A 14979-nucleotide genomic window follows, 5' to 3' on the forward strand; every position below is an offset into this window, starting at 1 on the left:
GGTTTTCCCTCACTGGGTGCTGATGAGGATGGACGGATTCGGGTTTCCGCCCTGCGATTCTTTCAAGAGTGGACTAAACGAAGTGCAAGTGAAGTCTTTGCCCTACGCTCTCAGTTTAATTTAGGTTTGGGTATCTTTGATGCCACAGTCAACGATGATGAGCCAGATAGTCGCTTCTTTTCTTGGCGGGGTCAAGCCCAGTGGGTGAGACTCTTAGGTCCGGATTCGTTACTCGTTCTTCAGGGTGACATTCAACTAGCGGCTCAAGATTTGTTACCCGTTGAGCAGATTGGGCTAGGGGGTCAAGGGAGTGTGCGCGGCTATCGCCAAGATATTCGACTCACGGATAATGGTGCCTTTGCCTCGGCTGAAGTGCGGCTGCCCATTTTACGCATTCCTGAGTGGGAGGGTATTTTGCAGGTTACTCCCTTTGTGGATTTTGGCACAACCTGGAATAACGGCGAGATAGATGATCCTGACCCCAGTAGCTTGGCAGCGTTGGGGTTGGGACTACAATGGCAACAAGGCGATCGGATTACCGCTCGCTTAGATTGGGGGATTCCCCTGATTTCAGTCGATTCTGAGGATGATACTTGGCAAGAAAATGGCGTATATTTTTCAATAACCATTAATCCATTTTAATCTTATAGTAATGATTGATCATCCTTTTATTATCTCGACCGAAGCGCTAAAAGAACACCTCGATGATCCACAAGTGGTGATCGTTGATTGCCGTTTTGCCCTTGCTGATCCGCAACAGGGATATAAAGAGTATCAGACGAGTCACATTCCGGGAGCGTATTACTTGGATTTGAACCAAGATCTGTCTGCCCCCGTGGAACGTCATGGAGGGCGTCATCCCTTACCTGATCCCAACCGAATTGCCCAAAAACTTGCCGCGATTGGAGTCAGATTCGGTGAAACCTTAGTCGTGGCTTATGATGATTCCCGTTTGGCGTTTGCGGCGCGTCTATGGTGGTTACTGCGTTATCTGGGACACGATCGCGTCGCGGTGCTGGATGGTGGCTGGGGCCCATGGCAATCCCAAGGGTATCCAGTAACCGATGCGATACCGGAACCTCAACCGGGGCAGTTTGTGCCGCAAGTGCGCTCTGACTGGGTGGTTGATATCAACGGGGTTAAAACCCGGAAAAATTTACCAGACGTCGCTTTGGTCGATTCACGGGCACGCGATCGCTATTTAGGAGAGCATGAACCGATTGATCCCGTTGCCGGTCATATCCCTGGGGCGATTAATTACCCTTGGCAAGAGGTAACGAATGCTCAAAGTTATTTACACTCCCCCAATCAGCAAAAACAGCGATGGCAGGATATCCAAGATAAATCAGACATCATTGTCTATTGTGGGTCTGGAGTCACCGCCTGCGTGAATCTCTTATCCCTGGAATTAGCCGGAACAGGAAGGGGTAAGCTTTATGCTGGAAGTTGGAGCGACTGGTGTTCCTACTTATAATACTCCGGGGATACATTAGGACATCAGTTGCTCCCAAGAAGGAATAGGGAATAGGGAATAGGGAACAGGGAACAGTAAAGAATGTCCGAGGCGTGACTTTCCTGATACCCCACGGTAGAATTGTGCTTATATAAGTATGTTTAGGAAAAAATATGTAATATTATCACACTTGTTGACTTAAATGCAAGCAAGCTTGCTGTTACTGGCGATTCATCCCCCACTAACTCTGATCGGGTATAGTTGGGGATGAATCGCCGAATTCGATAAAGTACATCTACAGCTAATGGGTTGGTGTTATTCTCAAGCCTGAGCATAGCTTGAAGATAGCCCCCTGTCTACGTCCTATCGAGTTGCTAAGCTTTTCTAAAGCACAGAGAAATCTAGCGACATGAGTTTCTTTGCCAGGAGATTGAACTTGGAGGTGAGAGAGTAAGACAATTTAGATGGCGCTAAAACGCTTAGGAATTACACCGATAGACTAACTATCAGCCAATATTTAGATTAAAATTGCTAAAATAAGAAGTTCACTTAAATTTCCCAAAACTATTAGGTCTGAGTTTATATGCCTTGCTCGATGAACCGTATTTCTATTTTTGTTGATGGGAATAATATGTTCTATGCTCAACAAAAAAATGGCTGGTTCTTTGATCCAAAGCGGGTCTTAGAATATTTTAGAAAAGAACCCCATATTGTTCTGGTTAATGCATTTTGGTACACCGGATTAAAAGATCCTCAAGATCAGCGTGGATTTAGAGATGCCCTAATTAGTCTCGGTTACACCGTCCGAACTAAAATTTTAAAAGAGTATTATGATGATAGTTCTGGTCGCTACTCCCAAAAAGCTAATCTTGATATAGAAATTGTTGTGGATATGTTTAATACTGTAGAACAGTATGACCGAGTTATTCTGTTTAGTGGAGATGGTGATTTTGAGCGGGCGATCGAGTTGCTGCGTTCAAAGAATACTCATATTACAGTCGTATCAACGGAAGGAATGATTGCGAGAGAATTAAGGAATGCTACAGATCGGTATATCGACTTAAATGATATACGTGATTATATCGAGAAAATGGATTCTTGATTAATCACACAAATTAGCCCTTATGTATGATTTAACTCATTGAAGATTAACGAGTGTTGACTGGAGACAATCAAATGAACAAACAACCCAATCGAATTATTATTTTTGATACCACGCTGCGCGATGGCGAACAGTGTCCTGGAGCCACATTAAATGTAGAGGAGAAACTAACGATCGCACGGCAACTAGCACGACTCGGTGTGGATGTGATTGAAGCCGGGTTCCCTTATGCCAGTGTCGGTGACTTTGAGGCGGTGCAAAAGATTGCTCAAACCGTCGGCGTCGAGTCGGGACCGACAATTTGTGGATTAGCCCGAGCCACTCGTCAGGATATTGAAGCCGCCGCCAAAGCCCTCAAACCCGCCGCCAATGGGCGAATTCATACATTTATTGCCACGTCCGATATTCATCTCAAATACAAACTGAAAAAGACTCGACAAGACGTATTGGCGATCGCCGCAGAAATGGTGGCGTATGCCAAATCCTTTGTCGAGGATGTGGAGTTTTCCCCCGAAGACGCAGGGCGTTCTGATCCAGAATTTCTATACGAAGTGCTAGAGAGAGCGATCGCGGCGGGGGCGACAACGGTGAATATTCCCGATACCGTGGGATACACCACCCCCACTGAATTTGGCGGATTGATTCGCGGGATTAAAGAAAATGTCCCCAATATCGACCAAGCCATTATCTCCGTTCATGGTCACAATGACCTAGGATTAGCCGTTGCCAACTTCCTGGAAGCGGTGAAAAATGGGGCGCGACAGTTAGAATGTACGATTAATGGTATCGGTGAACGAGCCGGAAATGCCGCCTTAGAAGAACTCGTCATGGCGTTACACGTCCGGCGGCAATTTTATAACCCCTATTTGGGACGCCCTGCGGAGTCAGAGGAATCCTTAACCAATATTGACACGCGCCAGATTTACAAAACCTCGCGGTTAGTGTCGAATTTAACCGGAATGTTAGTGCAACCGAATAAGGCAATTGTTGGCGCAAATGCCTTTGCTCACGAATCGGGTATTCACCAAGATGGCGTCCTCAAAAACAAGCTGACTTATGAAATCATGGATGCCAAGTTAATCGGCTTAACCGATAATCAGATTGTCTTGGGTAAACATTCCGGGCGCAACGCCTTCCGCAGCCGTCTGAAGGAATTGGGGTTTGATCTGTCCGAGACAGAATTGAATAAGGCATTTGTCCGCTTCAAAGAAGTGGCGGATAAGAAAAAAGACGTATCCGATTGGGATTTAGAGGCGCTGGTTAACGATGAAATCCGCCAAGTTCCCGAACTGTTCCATCTGGAATTAGTTCAGGTATCCTGTGGGGATCACGCTCGTCCTACGGCTACCGTAACCTTACGCACGCCTGAAGGTGAAGAACTAATGGATGCGGCGATTGGAACTGGTCCAGTGGATGCGGTGTATAAAGCAATTAATCGGGTGGTGAATGTCCCCAACGAACTGATTGAATATTCGGTGCAGTCAGTGACAGCCGGGATTGACGCTTTAGGGGAAGTCACGATTCGGCTACGTTATAACAGTCGTGTCTTTTCCGGTCATGCTGCCAATACCGATATTATTGTGGCATCAGCCCAAGCTTATGTGAATGCCCTGAACCGACTCTATGGTTGGTTACAGGGGCAAGGTCAAGAAAGTCGCGATCGCGAGACAGATAAAGCGGTAGCCCCAGTTTAATCCATCTTTACCAGATCCCCGACGTCTTGAAGATGTCGGGGATCTAATTTATAATCCAGTCCTTACCTTGCGGACTTTGTTTGTATAGCAGCGATTTTAATCGCCGTGGCTTCAGTGGATTTGGTATCATCAATTGCATGGATTGGAGCAAAATAGTTTGAGTGTCACTATTCCCATTCGCGCCATTAAACTAACTCCAGGTAGCACGATTCAGATTTCTGACATATCTTGGCAAGACTTTGAACAAATTCTGGTAGAGTTAGGCGAACACCGTAACACCCGCATCGCCTACTACCAAAGCATTCTCTCGATCATGTCCCCGTTAGCCATTCATGAACGTCCCCATCGCATCATTGCCGATATTGTTAAAACGATTCTAGATAGCCAAGAGCGGGATTGGGAAGACTTTGGTTCAACAACCTTCAAACGTCCAGTTATTGCTGGTGTTGAACAAGGAACCAGTCGGATGCTGCGGGAATTGAGACGACAACTGCGTCCATAAGATTATAGAAAGAAACTCAGATCTTGCACTCGCGATCGCGATGATTCAACCCATTCCATTGTCTGTTGTATCAGGATACCGTCCACAGGCTAAAGACACCAGTGTAGAAACAGATAAACTGACATTCCACTTACTCCGACAACGAACACCGGGCGAACGCTTGAAAATGGCAGCCTCGCTGACAAAGAGCGCCCGTAAGCTCTCATTGTGTTCTCTGAGCCAACAATTTGCACATCTTTCCCCAACCCAGTTCGCCCAAAAAATTGCCAGAGCGTGGTTACAAGACCATTGCCCTGCTAATTACATTCCCACCGTCAAGTCACAGATGTGGATTCAGGATTCGGTACAGTTAGCGGTTAAACTTCATCCCATTTTTACCGCATTGTCCATTCCCTATTACATCACGGGTGGGATAGCAGCAATTGCTTACGGTGAACCCCGCACAACACAGGATTTAGATTTGGTAATCGGGATTTCTCCAACTGATATTGATCGCCTTACCGACGCCCTCAGCGAGTGTGGTTTTTCTGTCCCCAGTGTTGTGAAATTGGGTCGGATGAGAACCCTGAAAATTACCGATATGGAGAGCATTAGCCGTGCTGATTTTCTGATAACCGGAACAGAGGAATTTGATCGCCTGAAGTTTGAGCGCCGACCGGTGATTGAGTTTGAAGAAACGAGGCTCTATTTTGCTTCTCCTGAAGATGTTATTTTAAGTAAACTCCGATGGAGGCAGGGTTCAGGTTCGGAAAAACAATGGCGTGATGTCTTGGCAGTTCTCAAGGTGCAAGGGGAACAACTTGATTTCGATTATTTATGGGAGTGGGCTGAAAATCTTGGTTTGACACTTGACCTAGACCGAGCTTTTACCGAAGCTGGCTTGTTTGGTTTTTGATCTTCAGTGGTTCCTTGATTTTTGTCTTTCTTTTGAGGGCGCGATCGCCATTTTTTTACCGACAAAGGTGATATTATCCCAGGGCGACCCGAGTCAATTGAGTGGACAAAATTGGGCATTTGTGCAAGCGGGTCGCCCCTACAGGAGAATCAAAGGTGATGTACTCTTGATTCTATCTACTTGCCCACCACCTTTCTTAAAATATGATCAGGTAGTATAAAATAAACCATGACAGATCCTTTTTATAGCAACCGCCATAGCGGTTAGGACACATCATTTATGTTCCAGACGCGCCATGGCGCGTCTCTACAATGGTGCCGAAAGTCCTAATCGATGTGTCTACTGCTATATTTCCAGATTGTAGAGACGTTCCGGTGGAACGTCTCTAGGATTTTTTGCTATCTGTTGCCATTTTCTCTAACGTTACAAGAAGCGGCTGTGTGGAAAAAGTCCGACAACACGTATAAAGTCGTCGCCTATCATCCTAATCCAGTTGCCGTGTATTTTAAAACCGTGACATCAATCGTGCAAATTCTTGTACAATTGCCATCAATTACCTAACCGTCTCTGTACAACCATTACCGACAAGATGATTGACGAAACTCTCAATAAAGAACGCCAGTTTCACGATACCTGGGCAGCCGCCATTGATGTCGATGGTATTCGCGTGGCTGATTATTTTGAAGCCTGTACTGCCCCAGAAAACCGCTTTATTCTGCAACAACTGGGCGATATTCGCGGTAAACGTCTCTTAGATTTAGGTTGTGGTGCAGGTGAAAATAGCGTTTACTTTGCCCAAAAAGGAGCGAATTGTGTAGCCGCTGACTATTCACCCGGAATGGTAGAGGTGGCGCTAAAATTAGCGGCGGCTAACGGCGTTAACATTGAGGGGCATACAGCGAATGCTATGGCGCTGGATTTTGCAGACAATGCGTTTGATATTGTTTATGCCTCCAATTTATTGCACCATATTCCTGATCCCAAAATCGCCCTAAAGGAAATGCACCGTGTCCTCAAACCCGGAGGAAAAGCCTGTTTTTGGGACCCGCTAAAGCATAATCCTGTGATTAATGTCTATCGGCGTATGGCGACTGAAGTGCGTACTGATGATGAAATGCCGTTGGATATTAATATTATCAAGGTGGTTAAGTCTCTGTTTTCCCAAACAACCTATGATACCTTTTGGCTGGCAAGCCTTTGGATTTTCTTGCGCTTCTATTTAATTGAAAAGGTTGATCCCAATCAGGAACGTTACTGGAAAAAGATAATTGTCGAACATGAACAATTGAGTCCGACGTATCGGCGGCTGGAGACAATTGATCAGAGTCTAAAAAAGATTCCTTTGATCAAACGGTTGGCGTGGAATATCGCTGTTGTCGCGACAAAATAAAATCCTAATATTTGACTTTTGTCAAGACGCGATCGCGACCTCCTGGGTCAAGCTTTCTGGGGATATGCTGGAAAAGAATAGCTCACGAGACTCTTGCCTAACTAAGCCTTCCATCACCGCTTGCTGCAAATGAATGAATGCTTTCAAGTCTTCTGTGCCATAGTCCCTAGACAGAAGCTGGCGCAATTGATTTTCAGAGTCCAGGGTTAAATAACCGGTTAATAGCGCTTGTTGAGTAATTTCACAAATTAGATTCATCGAACATGTCCTCCTTTAGGTATCTGTTGGAGATCAGCTGGCATTGTATCACCAACTCTATCTAAATCTATGATGGCACTGCCATGGTAACTCAGGATTGCTACCGAAAAAGACGTACTCCTTAAGAGTTTGTTTCAAGGGTTTACCGATACAACCCACGTTCTTGATCAAAGATTAAATTTAATTACAGAAAATCTCGACTGAGTTGACAAGTGCCTAACCTTATAGTGAGTAAGTTAGCTAAATCATTGCGTTTTGGGTATCTTTCTGAAGAAAGAATTAATCTAAATTAGCTGTGACAAAAAGGCAGGGGATGCACTGAACCTGACCTAAGACCCAGTTCCCCTCCACGCGATCGCTTCGGGTGCATCCAGGATTGATATGGCTGCCAACGGCGTTGCCTGGTATAGTTAATGGCAAAAACTTAAACTATAAAATCATTTCTACTCTTGCTACCGATGAAGTCTTACCTTGCCGCTGCTGTGCAAATGACAAGCTTGCCTGACCTAGAGAAGAATCTGGTTGAGGCAGAAACATTGATTGAACTGGCGGTGCGCCAAGGCGCTGAGCTGATTACTTTACCAGAAAACTTCTCGTTCCTCGGTAAAGAAGAAGACAAAGTGGCACAAGCTGACGCGATCGCCCTCCAGAGTGAAAAATTCCTCAAAACCATGGCACAGCGCTTTCAGATCACGCTGCTTGGGGGAGGATTTCCTGTGCCTGTAGACAAGACAAAAGTTTACAACACCGCCTTGCTCATCGATCCTAATGGCGTTGAATTGGTGCGTTATCAAAAAGTTCACTTATTCGATGTGAATGTCCCCGATGGCAATACCTATCAAGAATCGAGTACGGTGATGGCTGGGGATCAACTACCACCCGTTTGCCAGTCCGGAACATTGGGCAACTTAGGACTATCGGTGTGCTATGATGTTCGCTTCCCAGAACTTTACCGTCATTTAGCCGATAAAGGGGCTGACATTTTGTTTGTTCCGGCTGCCTTTACCGCGTATACGGGAAAAGATCATTGGCAAGTCCTACTCCAAGCACGAGCCATTGAAAACACCTGTTACGTGATTGCACCCGCCCAAACGGGACGTCATTACGCCATGCGTAAAACCCACGGTCACGCCATGATTGTTGACCCTTGGGGGATGATATTAGCCGATGCTGGCGATAAACCGGGTGTCGCGATCGCAGAAATTAATCCGACTCGCCTTGAACAAGTTCGCCGCCAGATGCCATCCCTAGAACATCGGGTTTTTATTTGATCGGTCATTGATCATTGGTCTTATGTTTTTTGGATGTGAAGTGACCAAACAGGATTAGACAACTGATTTTGCTGTAAAAATTTGTTAAGCCTAAATTTACAACATAAAACCTATGGATGCTACAGAAATTCGGTCGCGTTATGCCGCAGGTGAAAGAAATTTCCGCAGTGTCAATCTGATTGGTGCTGACCTAAACCAAGCTGACCTAAGTTATTCTGACTTGAGTGGTGCTAATCTAAGCGAAGCTAATTTGCAAGGTGCCAATCTAACGGGTGCAGATCTAATTTTTACCACCCTCAGCGATGCGGATTTGAAGGGGGCTAACTTGAGTGAGGCAAACCTGATTGGCGCAAAGATGGGTGTTGCTAACCTGAGTGAGGCAAATCTGATCGGTGCCAACTTAATCAGTGCAGAACTCAGTGGTGCTAACCTCAAGAGCGCCAGCCTGAGTCGCGCTTATCTGAGTGATGCGAGTTTAATTAAAGTTAACTTGAGCGACGCTAACTTAAGCGGTGCTAATCTAAGTATTACCAATCTCATCGGAGCGGATCTCAGTGGTGCTAACCTAATTAGTGCTGATCTCAATGGAGCTAACTTGATTGAAGCCAATCTCAGTGGTGCCAATTTAAGTGAAGCCAAATTGTATCGAGCCAACCTAGCTCATGCCAAGCTAAATGGAGCATTATTGTGTCATGCAGATCTGCGCGACGCCAACTTAGCTAGCGCGGATTTGACCGATGCCAATCTAGATCAAGCTAAGCTAGAAGGAACCCTGATCAGTTTGACTGGAGATTCCCAAACCAGTTCCGTGAGTTAGGATTCCGGTTCCTCTGGTTCGTGCTAGAACCTAGCATTGGGAAAGGCTAGTTCAAGCTGAATTCCCAAGACACCCAACCTACCTACACCTATGGATGCAAACGAATTTCGGTCACGTTACGCAGCAGGAGAGCGAAGTTTTCAGAATGCTGACCTGCGTGATGCCGACTTGCGTGATGCTGACTTGCGCGATACTGACTTACGGGGGGCTGACCTCATGGGGGCTAACCTGCGTAATGCTGACCTCAGTGATGCTAACTTACGAGATGCCAAACTGATTGGAGCGGATCTCAGTAAAGCTGATCTGATTATTGCCACGCTCAGTAATGCGGATCTCAGAGACGCTAACCTCAAGGATGCAAATTTGATTGGCAGCAAACTTGGCGTTGCCAACCTGCGGTATGCCAATCTTAGTGGCGCTAACTTAAGTGGGGCTGAACTAAGTTGTGCGGATATGAGTCATAGCAGCCTGATGATTGCTTACCTGAGCGGCGCTAACCTGATCAAAGCGAATTTGAGTAACGCCGATCTCACCGGTGCTAATCTCAGTATCACCAATATGATTGGAGTCAACCTCACCAATGCTAATCTGAGTGGGGTTAACTTAAGTGGGGCGAACCTGATTGAAGCTAATCTCACAGAAGCTAAATTGAATGGAGCCAATTTAGGTCGGTCTAATTTAGCTTATGCCAAGCTAACGGCGGCGATTCTCAAAGATGCGGATTTAAGCGACGCCAATTTAGCCGGGACTGATTTGACAAATGTTAAACTTGATAGTACCAAACTAGAAGGGACAATCCTTGAGGTCACATCTTTAAACTTAGTGGAATGAATTGGATAGTTCTCCCCACAACTGTAGAGACGTTGCATGCAACGTCTCTACCATAAGATGCGTCATAACCGCTATGGCGATTGCTATATAATCCTATTTCAATGGGTCTATCCTAAGTTGAGTTTAAATACGGCTATAATTGTGTTATTTTATTTGGGTACAATCGCAGCAGTAGTTGGTTCAGGTGAAGGACGCGATCGCGACATTGCCCTCGGCGTAAAAAAAAATATAATGATGTAACTCTAATCTATCAAATAGGGAAAATATCATAACAGTTTCATTACACCATCAACCAATAAATCTGCCCCAAACCGCACCACATCCGTACAAGGTAAACCAGTCTCATCCTTAACCTGTGTGATCGCGTCTTGTGCTTTCTTCTCTGGCAAATGTCCCGTATTCAAGGCAATCGCCACGACTGGAATTGGTGCAAATGCCCCTCCCCCCCTCGCCACAGTTTCATACAATTGAATCACCTCCGGTAACGGTGGAATCAGTACATCCGAGCAATGGCGAACATGTCCTTGTCCAGCGCGATGAACTAATATTAAACCTGTGGGTTGTGTACCTCGAATTAGGGGTAAGGTTGCCGTAGAACCGGGATGAATCAGTGAACCCTGCCCTTCGATCATTAATAAGTCATAATCCTGACCAAATTTCATTACTATTTGTTCAACCGCACCCGCCGCAAAATCAACCCGAATCGCATCTAAAGGAATACCATCTCCAGCAATCATTAACCCCGCTTGCCCGGTTGCCAAAAACTTAGACTTAATTCCCTTTCGACAAGCGGCGCGATGGAACTCAATACTGGTAGACATTTTTCCCACACTCATATCCGTACCCACGGTTAAAATCCGTTGACAAGACAGCGATCGCGCTTGGGCTTTGCCAATCCCCAAACCCGTTGGTTCCTGACGAATATCCCAAATCTGTTGATTGGGTTGGAGTAATTCTTGTAATTCAGGATCAGATGCCATTGGCGTATGCAAGCCGTTATAAACAGAAAGTCCAGCCGCGATTCCCTGTTTAACTTCTTGCCACCAAACCTCTGGCAACCGTCCCCCCGATGGGGCAATTCCAATGGCTAATATAGTCGGATTGTAGGCGAGGGCTGAACTCACTGAATCCACAATCGGCGCCTTACAGTTAATTCCAGTTAAGTCCGATAACGACTCTCCCGCACAGTCTTTGTCAATCACCGCCACCACTGTCGCTTCGCTATACCGTAGCAGCGTTAATCCGGTTTTCCCCTGATCGCCGCGAATCCCTTCATGTAATAAAATAGCGACGCGCTGATCACTTGTCAGATACATGGCGTTTTACTCCCAATCCTGATAAGTTATTTGGTATCAATCGTCCATCTTGAAGCGTCGCCCCAGTGAAGGGATCATCGGCTAAATTCAAATGACTGTCTAAATCCAGATAATCGGCGAAAGAGGATAAGTGAGAGGCGGCGGTATTGGCGAGGGTACTATCGGAATAGCAGCCATACATCACCTGTAATCCATAGGCTTTAGCCGTATGTACCATCCGCAAAGCTTCGGTTAATCCACCGGATTTCATTAGTTTGATATTAATCCCATGAATGCAATCAGCCAGGGGCGGAATATCTTGACTGGTAAAGCAGCTTTCATCCACAAAAATAGGTAGCGGCGATCGCGAATACAAATGAGGTAAATCCGCCTCTTGTCCGGCTCTAAGGGGTTGTTCAACGTATTTGACACCTTGTTGGGCTAACCAGTGGCACATTTTTACCGCGTCGTCTACAGGCCAACCGCCATTCGCATCAACGGTTAACTGGGCTTGGGGGGCGACATCTCGGATGGCTAATAGCATTTCGCGATCGGCTTCAATTCCGTCAGGGGAACCGAGTTTAATTTTAAGCACATTGCCCCCAGTGATCGGTATCCAATTTCGCACTCGTTGTTTTACGGCTTCAGGTGTACCAATTCCTACCGTGGCGGAAATTGGCACAATTCGGTGGCGATTGCATCCCCATAATTTCCATAAGGGAACACCTAAGTGTTTTCCTAACCAATCCTGTAATGCGATATCAAGCGCCGCCCTAACCGCCGATGGTGCATCCGCATCTGCCAAGACTCGTTCAATTTTCTGGCGTTCCCAGGGTGTATATGCCTCTAATATGGGTATAACTAACTCCAGTCCATCCAACAACATCTGAGTCGTTTGGGGAGTTTTGGTTACGGGATGAGATGGAGTCGCGATCGCAAAGGGAGAGGCTTCACCCCAACCCTCTATCCCCTCATGTTCTAGCCGCACCCAGATATTAGTGGTGTGGGAGGTTGTACCGCGACTAATGGTTAAAGGGAATCGCTTGTGAACAGTAAAGGGTTCTAAGCTAAGGCGCATAATCCAAGGAGGGTTTGGGGAACAGTAAGCCCATACTAGGTTCATGGTACTGGAATTTCGGGATCTCAACCGGAAGCAGACGGGGTAACTGGCTTAAAGCTTAACTTGACAGCGCTTCAGGTAAATCTGTAGGGTGAGGAGAGTGAAGCGTAACGCACCACTCACCGTTAAAGACTCGAATGGAATAGATTTTACGGTTAAATCGGGCGCAAGCCTTGCGCCCCCACATTTGGGTGTACTTTAAACACTGGAGAACCGCTATATTTGTTCGTCACGACTAACCCGGACTCTGGCTCTAGGGCGACCCGAGTCTATTTAGTGGATTGGAGTTGTTAATTAGTGCAGGCGGGTCGCCCCTACACAAAGACTAGCGGTTTTTCTCCCTTGTCTTCTTGTCACCTTGTCCCCCTTGTCTTGTCCCCACCCTAAAATAAAAAACCCACACCTGTCAGACACTTAACCGGGGGGCCATTCCATCTGGCGTCCACCTAAAATGTGTAAATGTAGATGATCCACGGTTTGACCGCCATCAGCACCGTTGTTGATCACCACCCGATAGCCTTGATTCAAACCCACTTGTTCAGCCACTCGCTTGGCGGTTAACAGCAGATGTCCCATGAGGGCATGATCTTGAGACTCCGCCGCCGCTAGCTGGGGAATCGGTTTTTTGGGAATGAGCAGAATATGAACGGGGGCTTTGGGCGTAATATCCTTGAACGCTAGGACTAGATCATCTTCATAAACAATGTCAGCGGGGATTTCCCGACGGATAATTTTGCTAAAGATTGTCTCACTCATGGCTGATCGCGGTTTGACTTAGTATCAATGCTTAAATGAAAGTAGCATACAAGGACAAAAAACGCCTAAGATCGAGATAGAGTAAACAATTTGGGAGAAACCTCTGTATTTCAACTGTATCGGTTTCCTATAATTTATTAACCTGCAACGAGAGTGCATGGCATTCTCCATACCGGAACAAGACGCTAGTCAGCTATGTCTATCGAGAAACTTCAGCCTGCCGATAAAGGCGCCGTCGGTGTCTATATGCCTTACTATCAAGGCACTAAACGCAATGCCCTCCCCCTGGCGATTAGTCTGTATCAACAGGGTTCCTTAGAAGGGAGTCGCCGGATTGAAGGCGGTGATAGCATTCCCTTTGTGGCAACCTGGTTTGTCTCTAAACTCCCTTCGGAACTAACCCGCTGCCGATTACAGTTTGATGGCAACGCCGAATTGAGTTATGAGGTAACTTTGGCAAATTCGGAATTTATTAATTATTTGATCGAAGTGATTCTGAATTTCAAGCGTACCCGCTTGACTGATTTTTCCCAGACATTTTATCGCAAACTACTACGTGACGAGTAAACTTAAGTGGCAATTTGAACGGAGGAGTGGAATCAGGGGTGACAAAATCCGCAAACTATTTACTAATTGGATCAACTGAAGCATATAGTGGCAAGTCCGCCATCATTCTGGGCATCGCCCATCAGCTTAAAAGTAAAGGACTGGATATTGGTTATGGTAAGCTCTTAGGCTGTACTGAGTATGCGAATAAACTGGATCGCGAAGGTGATGATGTGCAGTTTATTCCGTCTATCCTAGATCTACCAGAAAAACGGGTGCGATCGCCTCTACTTTATCTGGATGATCAGACGATGCAGAAACGCTTGCGCGGTGAGGATTCAACCAATTACCGTCAATCGCTGAAGTCCTATCTCCAGCCGCCGATTGGTGATTTAATGGTACTCGAAGGACCGAGTACGTTGTTTGAAGGCAATTTATTTGACCTCTCGTTGCTGAACATTGCTCAGGAAATAGAGGCTTCAATTATATTAGTCAGCCGTTTTCATTCGGTATTACTGGTGGAAACGCTGCTATCTGCCAAAAACCAACTTGGCGATCGCTTACGGGGAGTTGTGATTAATGCGGTTCCGGCAGATCAACTGGAAATCGTCCAATCCACTGTTCAACCGTTTCTAGAGGCGCAAGGTATTCCCGTATTAGGGATTTTACCTCAAAACGATTTACTCCGCAGCGTTACGGTTCGAGAATTGATTCATCAACTGGATGCTCAAGTGCTTTGTCGTCCGGATCGGGTGGATTTATTGGTTCAAAGTTTGACCATTGGCGCGATGAATGTCAACTCTGCCCTAAAATATTTCCGCAAAGGCAAGCACATGGCAGTCGTCACCGGAGGCGATCGCACGGATATCCAAATGGCAGCCCTGGAAACCTCAACCCACTGTCTGATTCTAACCGGGCAGATACCACCCCAACCGTTGATTGTCAACCGGGCTGAAGAATTGGAAATCCCCATTTTATCGGTGGATCTGGATACCCTCACCACTGTGGAAATTATCGATCGCGCTTTTGGTCAAGTACGCCTGCGCGAA

17 protein-coding genes and 1 pseudogene are annotated in these 14979 nt (G+C 46.2%); 14 read left to right on the plus strand and 4 right to left on the minus strand.

The window, feature by feature from the left end; translation table 11 throughout:
* The 8 genes and pseudogenes from ACLFWI_RS13950 to ACLFWI_RS13985 form a co-directional block, all read left to right on the plus strand.
* Positions 1-642: ShlB/FhaC/HecB family hemolysin secretion/activation protein (locus tag ACLFWI_RS13950; RefSeq protein ID WP_446413421.1), on the plus strand; the 642-nt coding region annotated here is incomplete at its 5' end.
* Positions 643-652: 10 nt separating this feature from the next.
* Complete coding sequence (locus tag ACLFWI_RS13955; RefSeq protein WP_446413422.1) at positions 653-1474, plus strand: sulfurtransferase; 822 nt, start codon at positions 653-655, stop codon at positions 1472-1474.
* Between the two features lie 562 nt (positions 1475-2036).
* Positions 2037-2555 carry a LabA-like NYN domain-containing protein gene (locus ACLFWI_RS13960; RefSeq protein ID WP_446399800.1) on the plus strand — a complete coding sequence of 173 codons (519 nt, stop codon included), beginning with the start codon at positions 2037-2039 and terminating at the stop codon, positions 2553-2555.
* A 74-nt stretch (positions 2556-2629) separates the two neighbouring features.
* The gene (locus ACLFWI_RS13965) at positions 2630-4249 is read left to right on the plus strand and encodes a 2-isopropylmalate synthase (protein ID WP_446413423.1); all 1620 of its coding nucleotides are present in this window, start codon (positions 2630-2632) and stop codon (positions 4247-4249) included.
* Between the two features lie 157 nt (positions 4250-4406).
* Positions 4407-4709 (plus strand): annotated as a pseudogene (locus tag ACLFWI_RS13970) (Uma2 family endonuclease); the annotation flags it as partial.
* Positions 4710-4791: 82 nt separating this feature from the next.
* Entirely contained in the window at positions 4792-5646 is an 855-nt protein-coding gene (locus ACLFWI_RS13975) for a hypothetical protein (RefSeq protein WP_446413424.1), read from the plus strand.
* 405 nt (positions 5647-6051) lie between these two features.
* Complete coding sequence (locus ACLFWI_RS13980) at positions 6052-6207, plus strand: hypothetical protein (protein ID WP_446413425.1); 156 nt, start codon at positions 6052-6054, stop codon at positions 6205-6207.
* 28 nt (positions 6208-6235) lie between these two features.
* Positions 6236-7036: a class I SAM-dependent methyltransferase gene (locus tag ACLFWI_RS13985; RefSeq protein WP_446409950.1), complete on the plus strand. Its 801-nt coding sequence runs from the start codon at positions 6236-6238 to the stop codon at positions 7034-7036.
* A 21-nt stretch (positions 7037-7057) separates the two neighbouring features.
* On the opposite strand, the gene ACLFWI_RS13990 is transcribed toward ACLFWI_RS13985, so the two are convergent.
* On the minus strand, positions 7058-7294 hold the full coding sequence (locus ACLFWI_RS13990; protein WP_446409951.1) for a hypothetical protein: 237 nt from the start codon (positions 7292-7294) through the stop codon (positions 7058-7060).
* A 458-nt stretch (positions 7295-7752) separates the two neighbouring features.
* Between ACLFWI_RS13990 and ACLFWI_RS13995 the strand changes: the two genes are divergently transcribed.
* The 4 genes from ACLFWI_RS13995 to ACLFWI_RS14010 all read left to right on the plus strand — a co-directional run bounded on the left by ACLFWI_RS13995 (position 7753) and on the right by ACLFWI_RS14010 (position 10453).
* Positions 7753-8565, plus strand: coding sequence for a carbon-nitrogen hydrolase family protein (locus ACLFWI_RS13995; RefSeq protein ID WP_446409952.1), 813 nt, complete (start codon positions 7753-7755; stop codon positions 8563-8565).
* Positions 8566-8677: 112 nt separating this feature from the next.
* Complete coding sequence (locus tag ACLFWI_RS14000) at positions 8678-9382, plus strand: pentapeptide repeat-containing protein (RefSeq protein ID WP_446370792.1); 705 nt, start codon at positions 8678-8680, stop codon at positions 9380-9382.
* A gap of 90 nt (positions 9383-9472) precedes the next feature.
* Positions 9473-10213 carry a pentapeptide repeat-containing protein gene (locus tag ACLFWI_RS14005; protein WP_006101410.1) on the plus strand — a complete coding sequence of 247 codons (741 nt, stop codon included), beginning with the start codon at positions 9473-9475 and terminating at the stop codon, positions 10211-10213.
* 36 nt (positions 10214-10249) lie between these two features.
* Complete coding sequence (locus ACLFWI_RS14010; protein ID WP_446413426.1) at positions 10250-10453, plus strand: hypothetical protein; 204 nt, start codon at positions 10250-10252, stop codon at positions 10451-10453.
* A 26-nt stretch (positions 10454-10479) separates the two neighbouring features.
* On the opposite strand, the gene ACLFWI_RS14015 is transcribed toward ACLFWI_RS14010, so the two are convergent.
* The 3 genes from ACLFWI_RS14015 to ACLFWI_RS14025 form a co-directional block, all read right to left on the minus strand.
* The gene (locus ACLFWI_RS14015) at positions 10480-11529 is read right to left on the minus strand and encodes a DUF1611 domain-containing protein (RefSeq protein WP_446413427.1); all 1050 of its coding nucleotides are present in this window, start codon (positions 11527-11529) and stop codon (positions 10480-10482) included.
* Positions 11513-12586 carry a dipeptide epimerase gene (locus ACLFWI_RS14020; RefSeq protein ID WP_446413428.1) on the minus strand — a complete coding sequence of 358 codons (1074 nt, stop codon included), beginning with the start codon at positions 12584-12586 and terminating at the stop codon, positions 11513-11515. The genes ACLFWI_RS14015 and ACLFWI_RS14020 overlap by 17 nt, the downstream gene beginning before the upstream one ends.
* 456 nt (positions 12587-13042) lie before the next feature.
* Positions 13043-13384: a histidine triad nucleotide-binding protein gene (locus ACLFWI_RS14025; RefSeq protein ID WP_446413429.1), complete on the minus strand. Its 342-nt coding sequence runs from the start codon at positions 13382-13384 to the stop codon at positions 13043-13045.
* Positions 13385-13579: 195 nt separating this feature from the next.
* Here ACLFWI_RS14025 and ebsA point away from each other — a divergent pair, with 195 nt between their 5' ends.
* Positions 13580-13951 carry a type IV pilus biogenesis protein EbsA gene (gene ebsA / locus ACLFWI_RS14030; RefSeq protein ID WP_446413430.1) on the plus strand — a complete coding sequence of 124 codons (372 nt, stop codon included), beginning with the start codon at positions 13580-13582 and terminating at the stop codon, positions 13949-13951.
* 38 nt (positions 13952-13989) lie between these two features.
* A partial coding sequence (locus tag ACLFWI_RS14035; RefSeq protein WP_446413431.1) for a phosphotransacetylase family protein occupies positions 13990-14979 on the plus strand: 990 nt, incomplete at its 3' end.

The sequence above is a fragment of the Coleofasciculus sp. genome (genome assembly GCF_046539235.1).
Taxonomy (GTDB): domain Bacteria; phylum Cyanobacteriota; class Cyanobacteriia; order Cyanobacteriales; family Coleofasciculaceae; genus Coleofasciculus.

What these genes read in the sequence shown, in the direction of transcription:
- ACLFWI_RS13955 (WP_446413422.1), top strand. Translation starts at nt 653, where the DNA reads ATGATTGATCATCCTTTTATTATCTCGACCGAAGCGCTAAAAGAACAC.
- ACLFWI_RS13960 (WP_446399800.1), top strand. Translation starts at nt 2,037, where the DNA reads ATGCCTTGCTCGATGAACCGTATTTCTATTTTTGTTGATGGGAATAAT.
- ACLFWI_RS13965 (WP_446413423.1), top strand. Translation starts at nt 2,630, where the DNA reads ATGAACAAACAACCCAATCGAATTATTATTTTTGATACCACGCTGCGC.
- ACLFWI_RS13975 (WP_446413424.1), top strand. Translation starts at nt 4,792, where the DNA reads ATGATTCAACCCATTCCATTGTCTGTTGTATCAGGATACCGTCCACAG.
- ACLFWI_RS13985 (WP_446409950.1), top strand. Translation starts at nt 6,236, where the DNA reads ATGATTGACGAAACTCTCAATAAAGAACGCCAGTTTCACGATACCTGG.
- ACLFWI_RS13990 (WP_446409951.1), bottom strand. Translation starts at nt 7,294, where the DNA reads ATGAATCTAATTTGTGAAATTACTCAACAAGCGCTATTAACCGGTTAT.
- ACLFWI_RS13995 (WP_446409952.1), top strand. Translation starts at nt 7,753, where the DNA reads ATGAAGTCTTACCTTGCCGCTGCTGTGCAAATGACAAGCTTGCCTGAC.
- ACLFWI_RS14000 (WP_446370792.1), top strand. Translation starts at nt 8,678, where the DNA reads ATGGATGCTACAGAAATTCGGTCGCGTTATGCCGCAGGTGAAAGAAAT.
- ACLFWI_RS14005 (WP_006101410.1), top strand. Translation starts at nt 9,473, where the DNA reads ATGGATGCAAACGAATTTCGGTCACGTTACGCAGCAGGAGAGCGAAGT.
- ACLFWI_RS14010 (WP_446413426.1), top strand. Translation starts at nt 10,250, where the DNA reads ATGCAACGTCTCTACCATAAGATGCGTCATAACCGCTATGGCGATTGC.
- ACLFWI_RS14015 (WP_446413427.1), bottom strand. Translation starts at nt 11,529, where the DNA reads ATGTATCTGACAAGTGATCAGCGCGTCGCTATTTTATTACATGAAGGG.
- ACLFWI_RS14020 (WP_446413428.1), bottom strand. Translation starts at nt 12,586, where the DNA reads ATGCGCCTTAGCTTAGAACCCTTTACTGTTCACAAGCGATTCCCTTTA.
- ACLFWI_RS14025 (WP_446413429.1), bottom strand. Translation starts at nt 13,384, where the DNA reads ATGAGTGAGACAATCTTTAGCAAAATTATCCGTCGGGAAATCCCCGCT.
- ebsA (WP_446413430.1), top strand. Translation starts at nt 13,580, where the DNA reads ATGTCTATCGAGAAACTTCAGCCTGCCGATAAAGGCGCCGTCGGTGTC.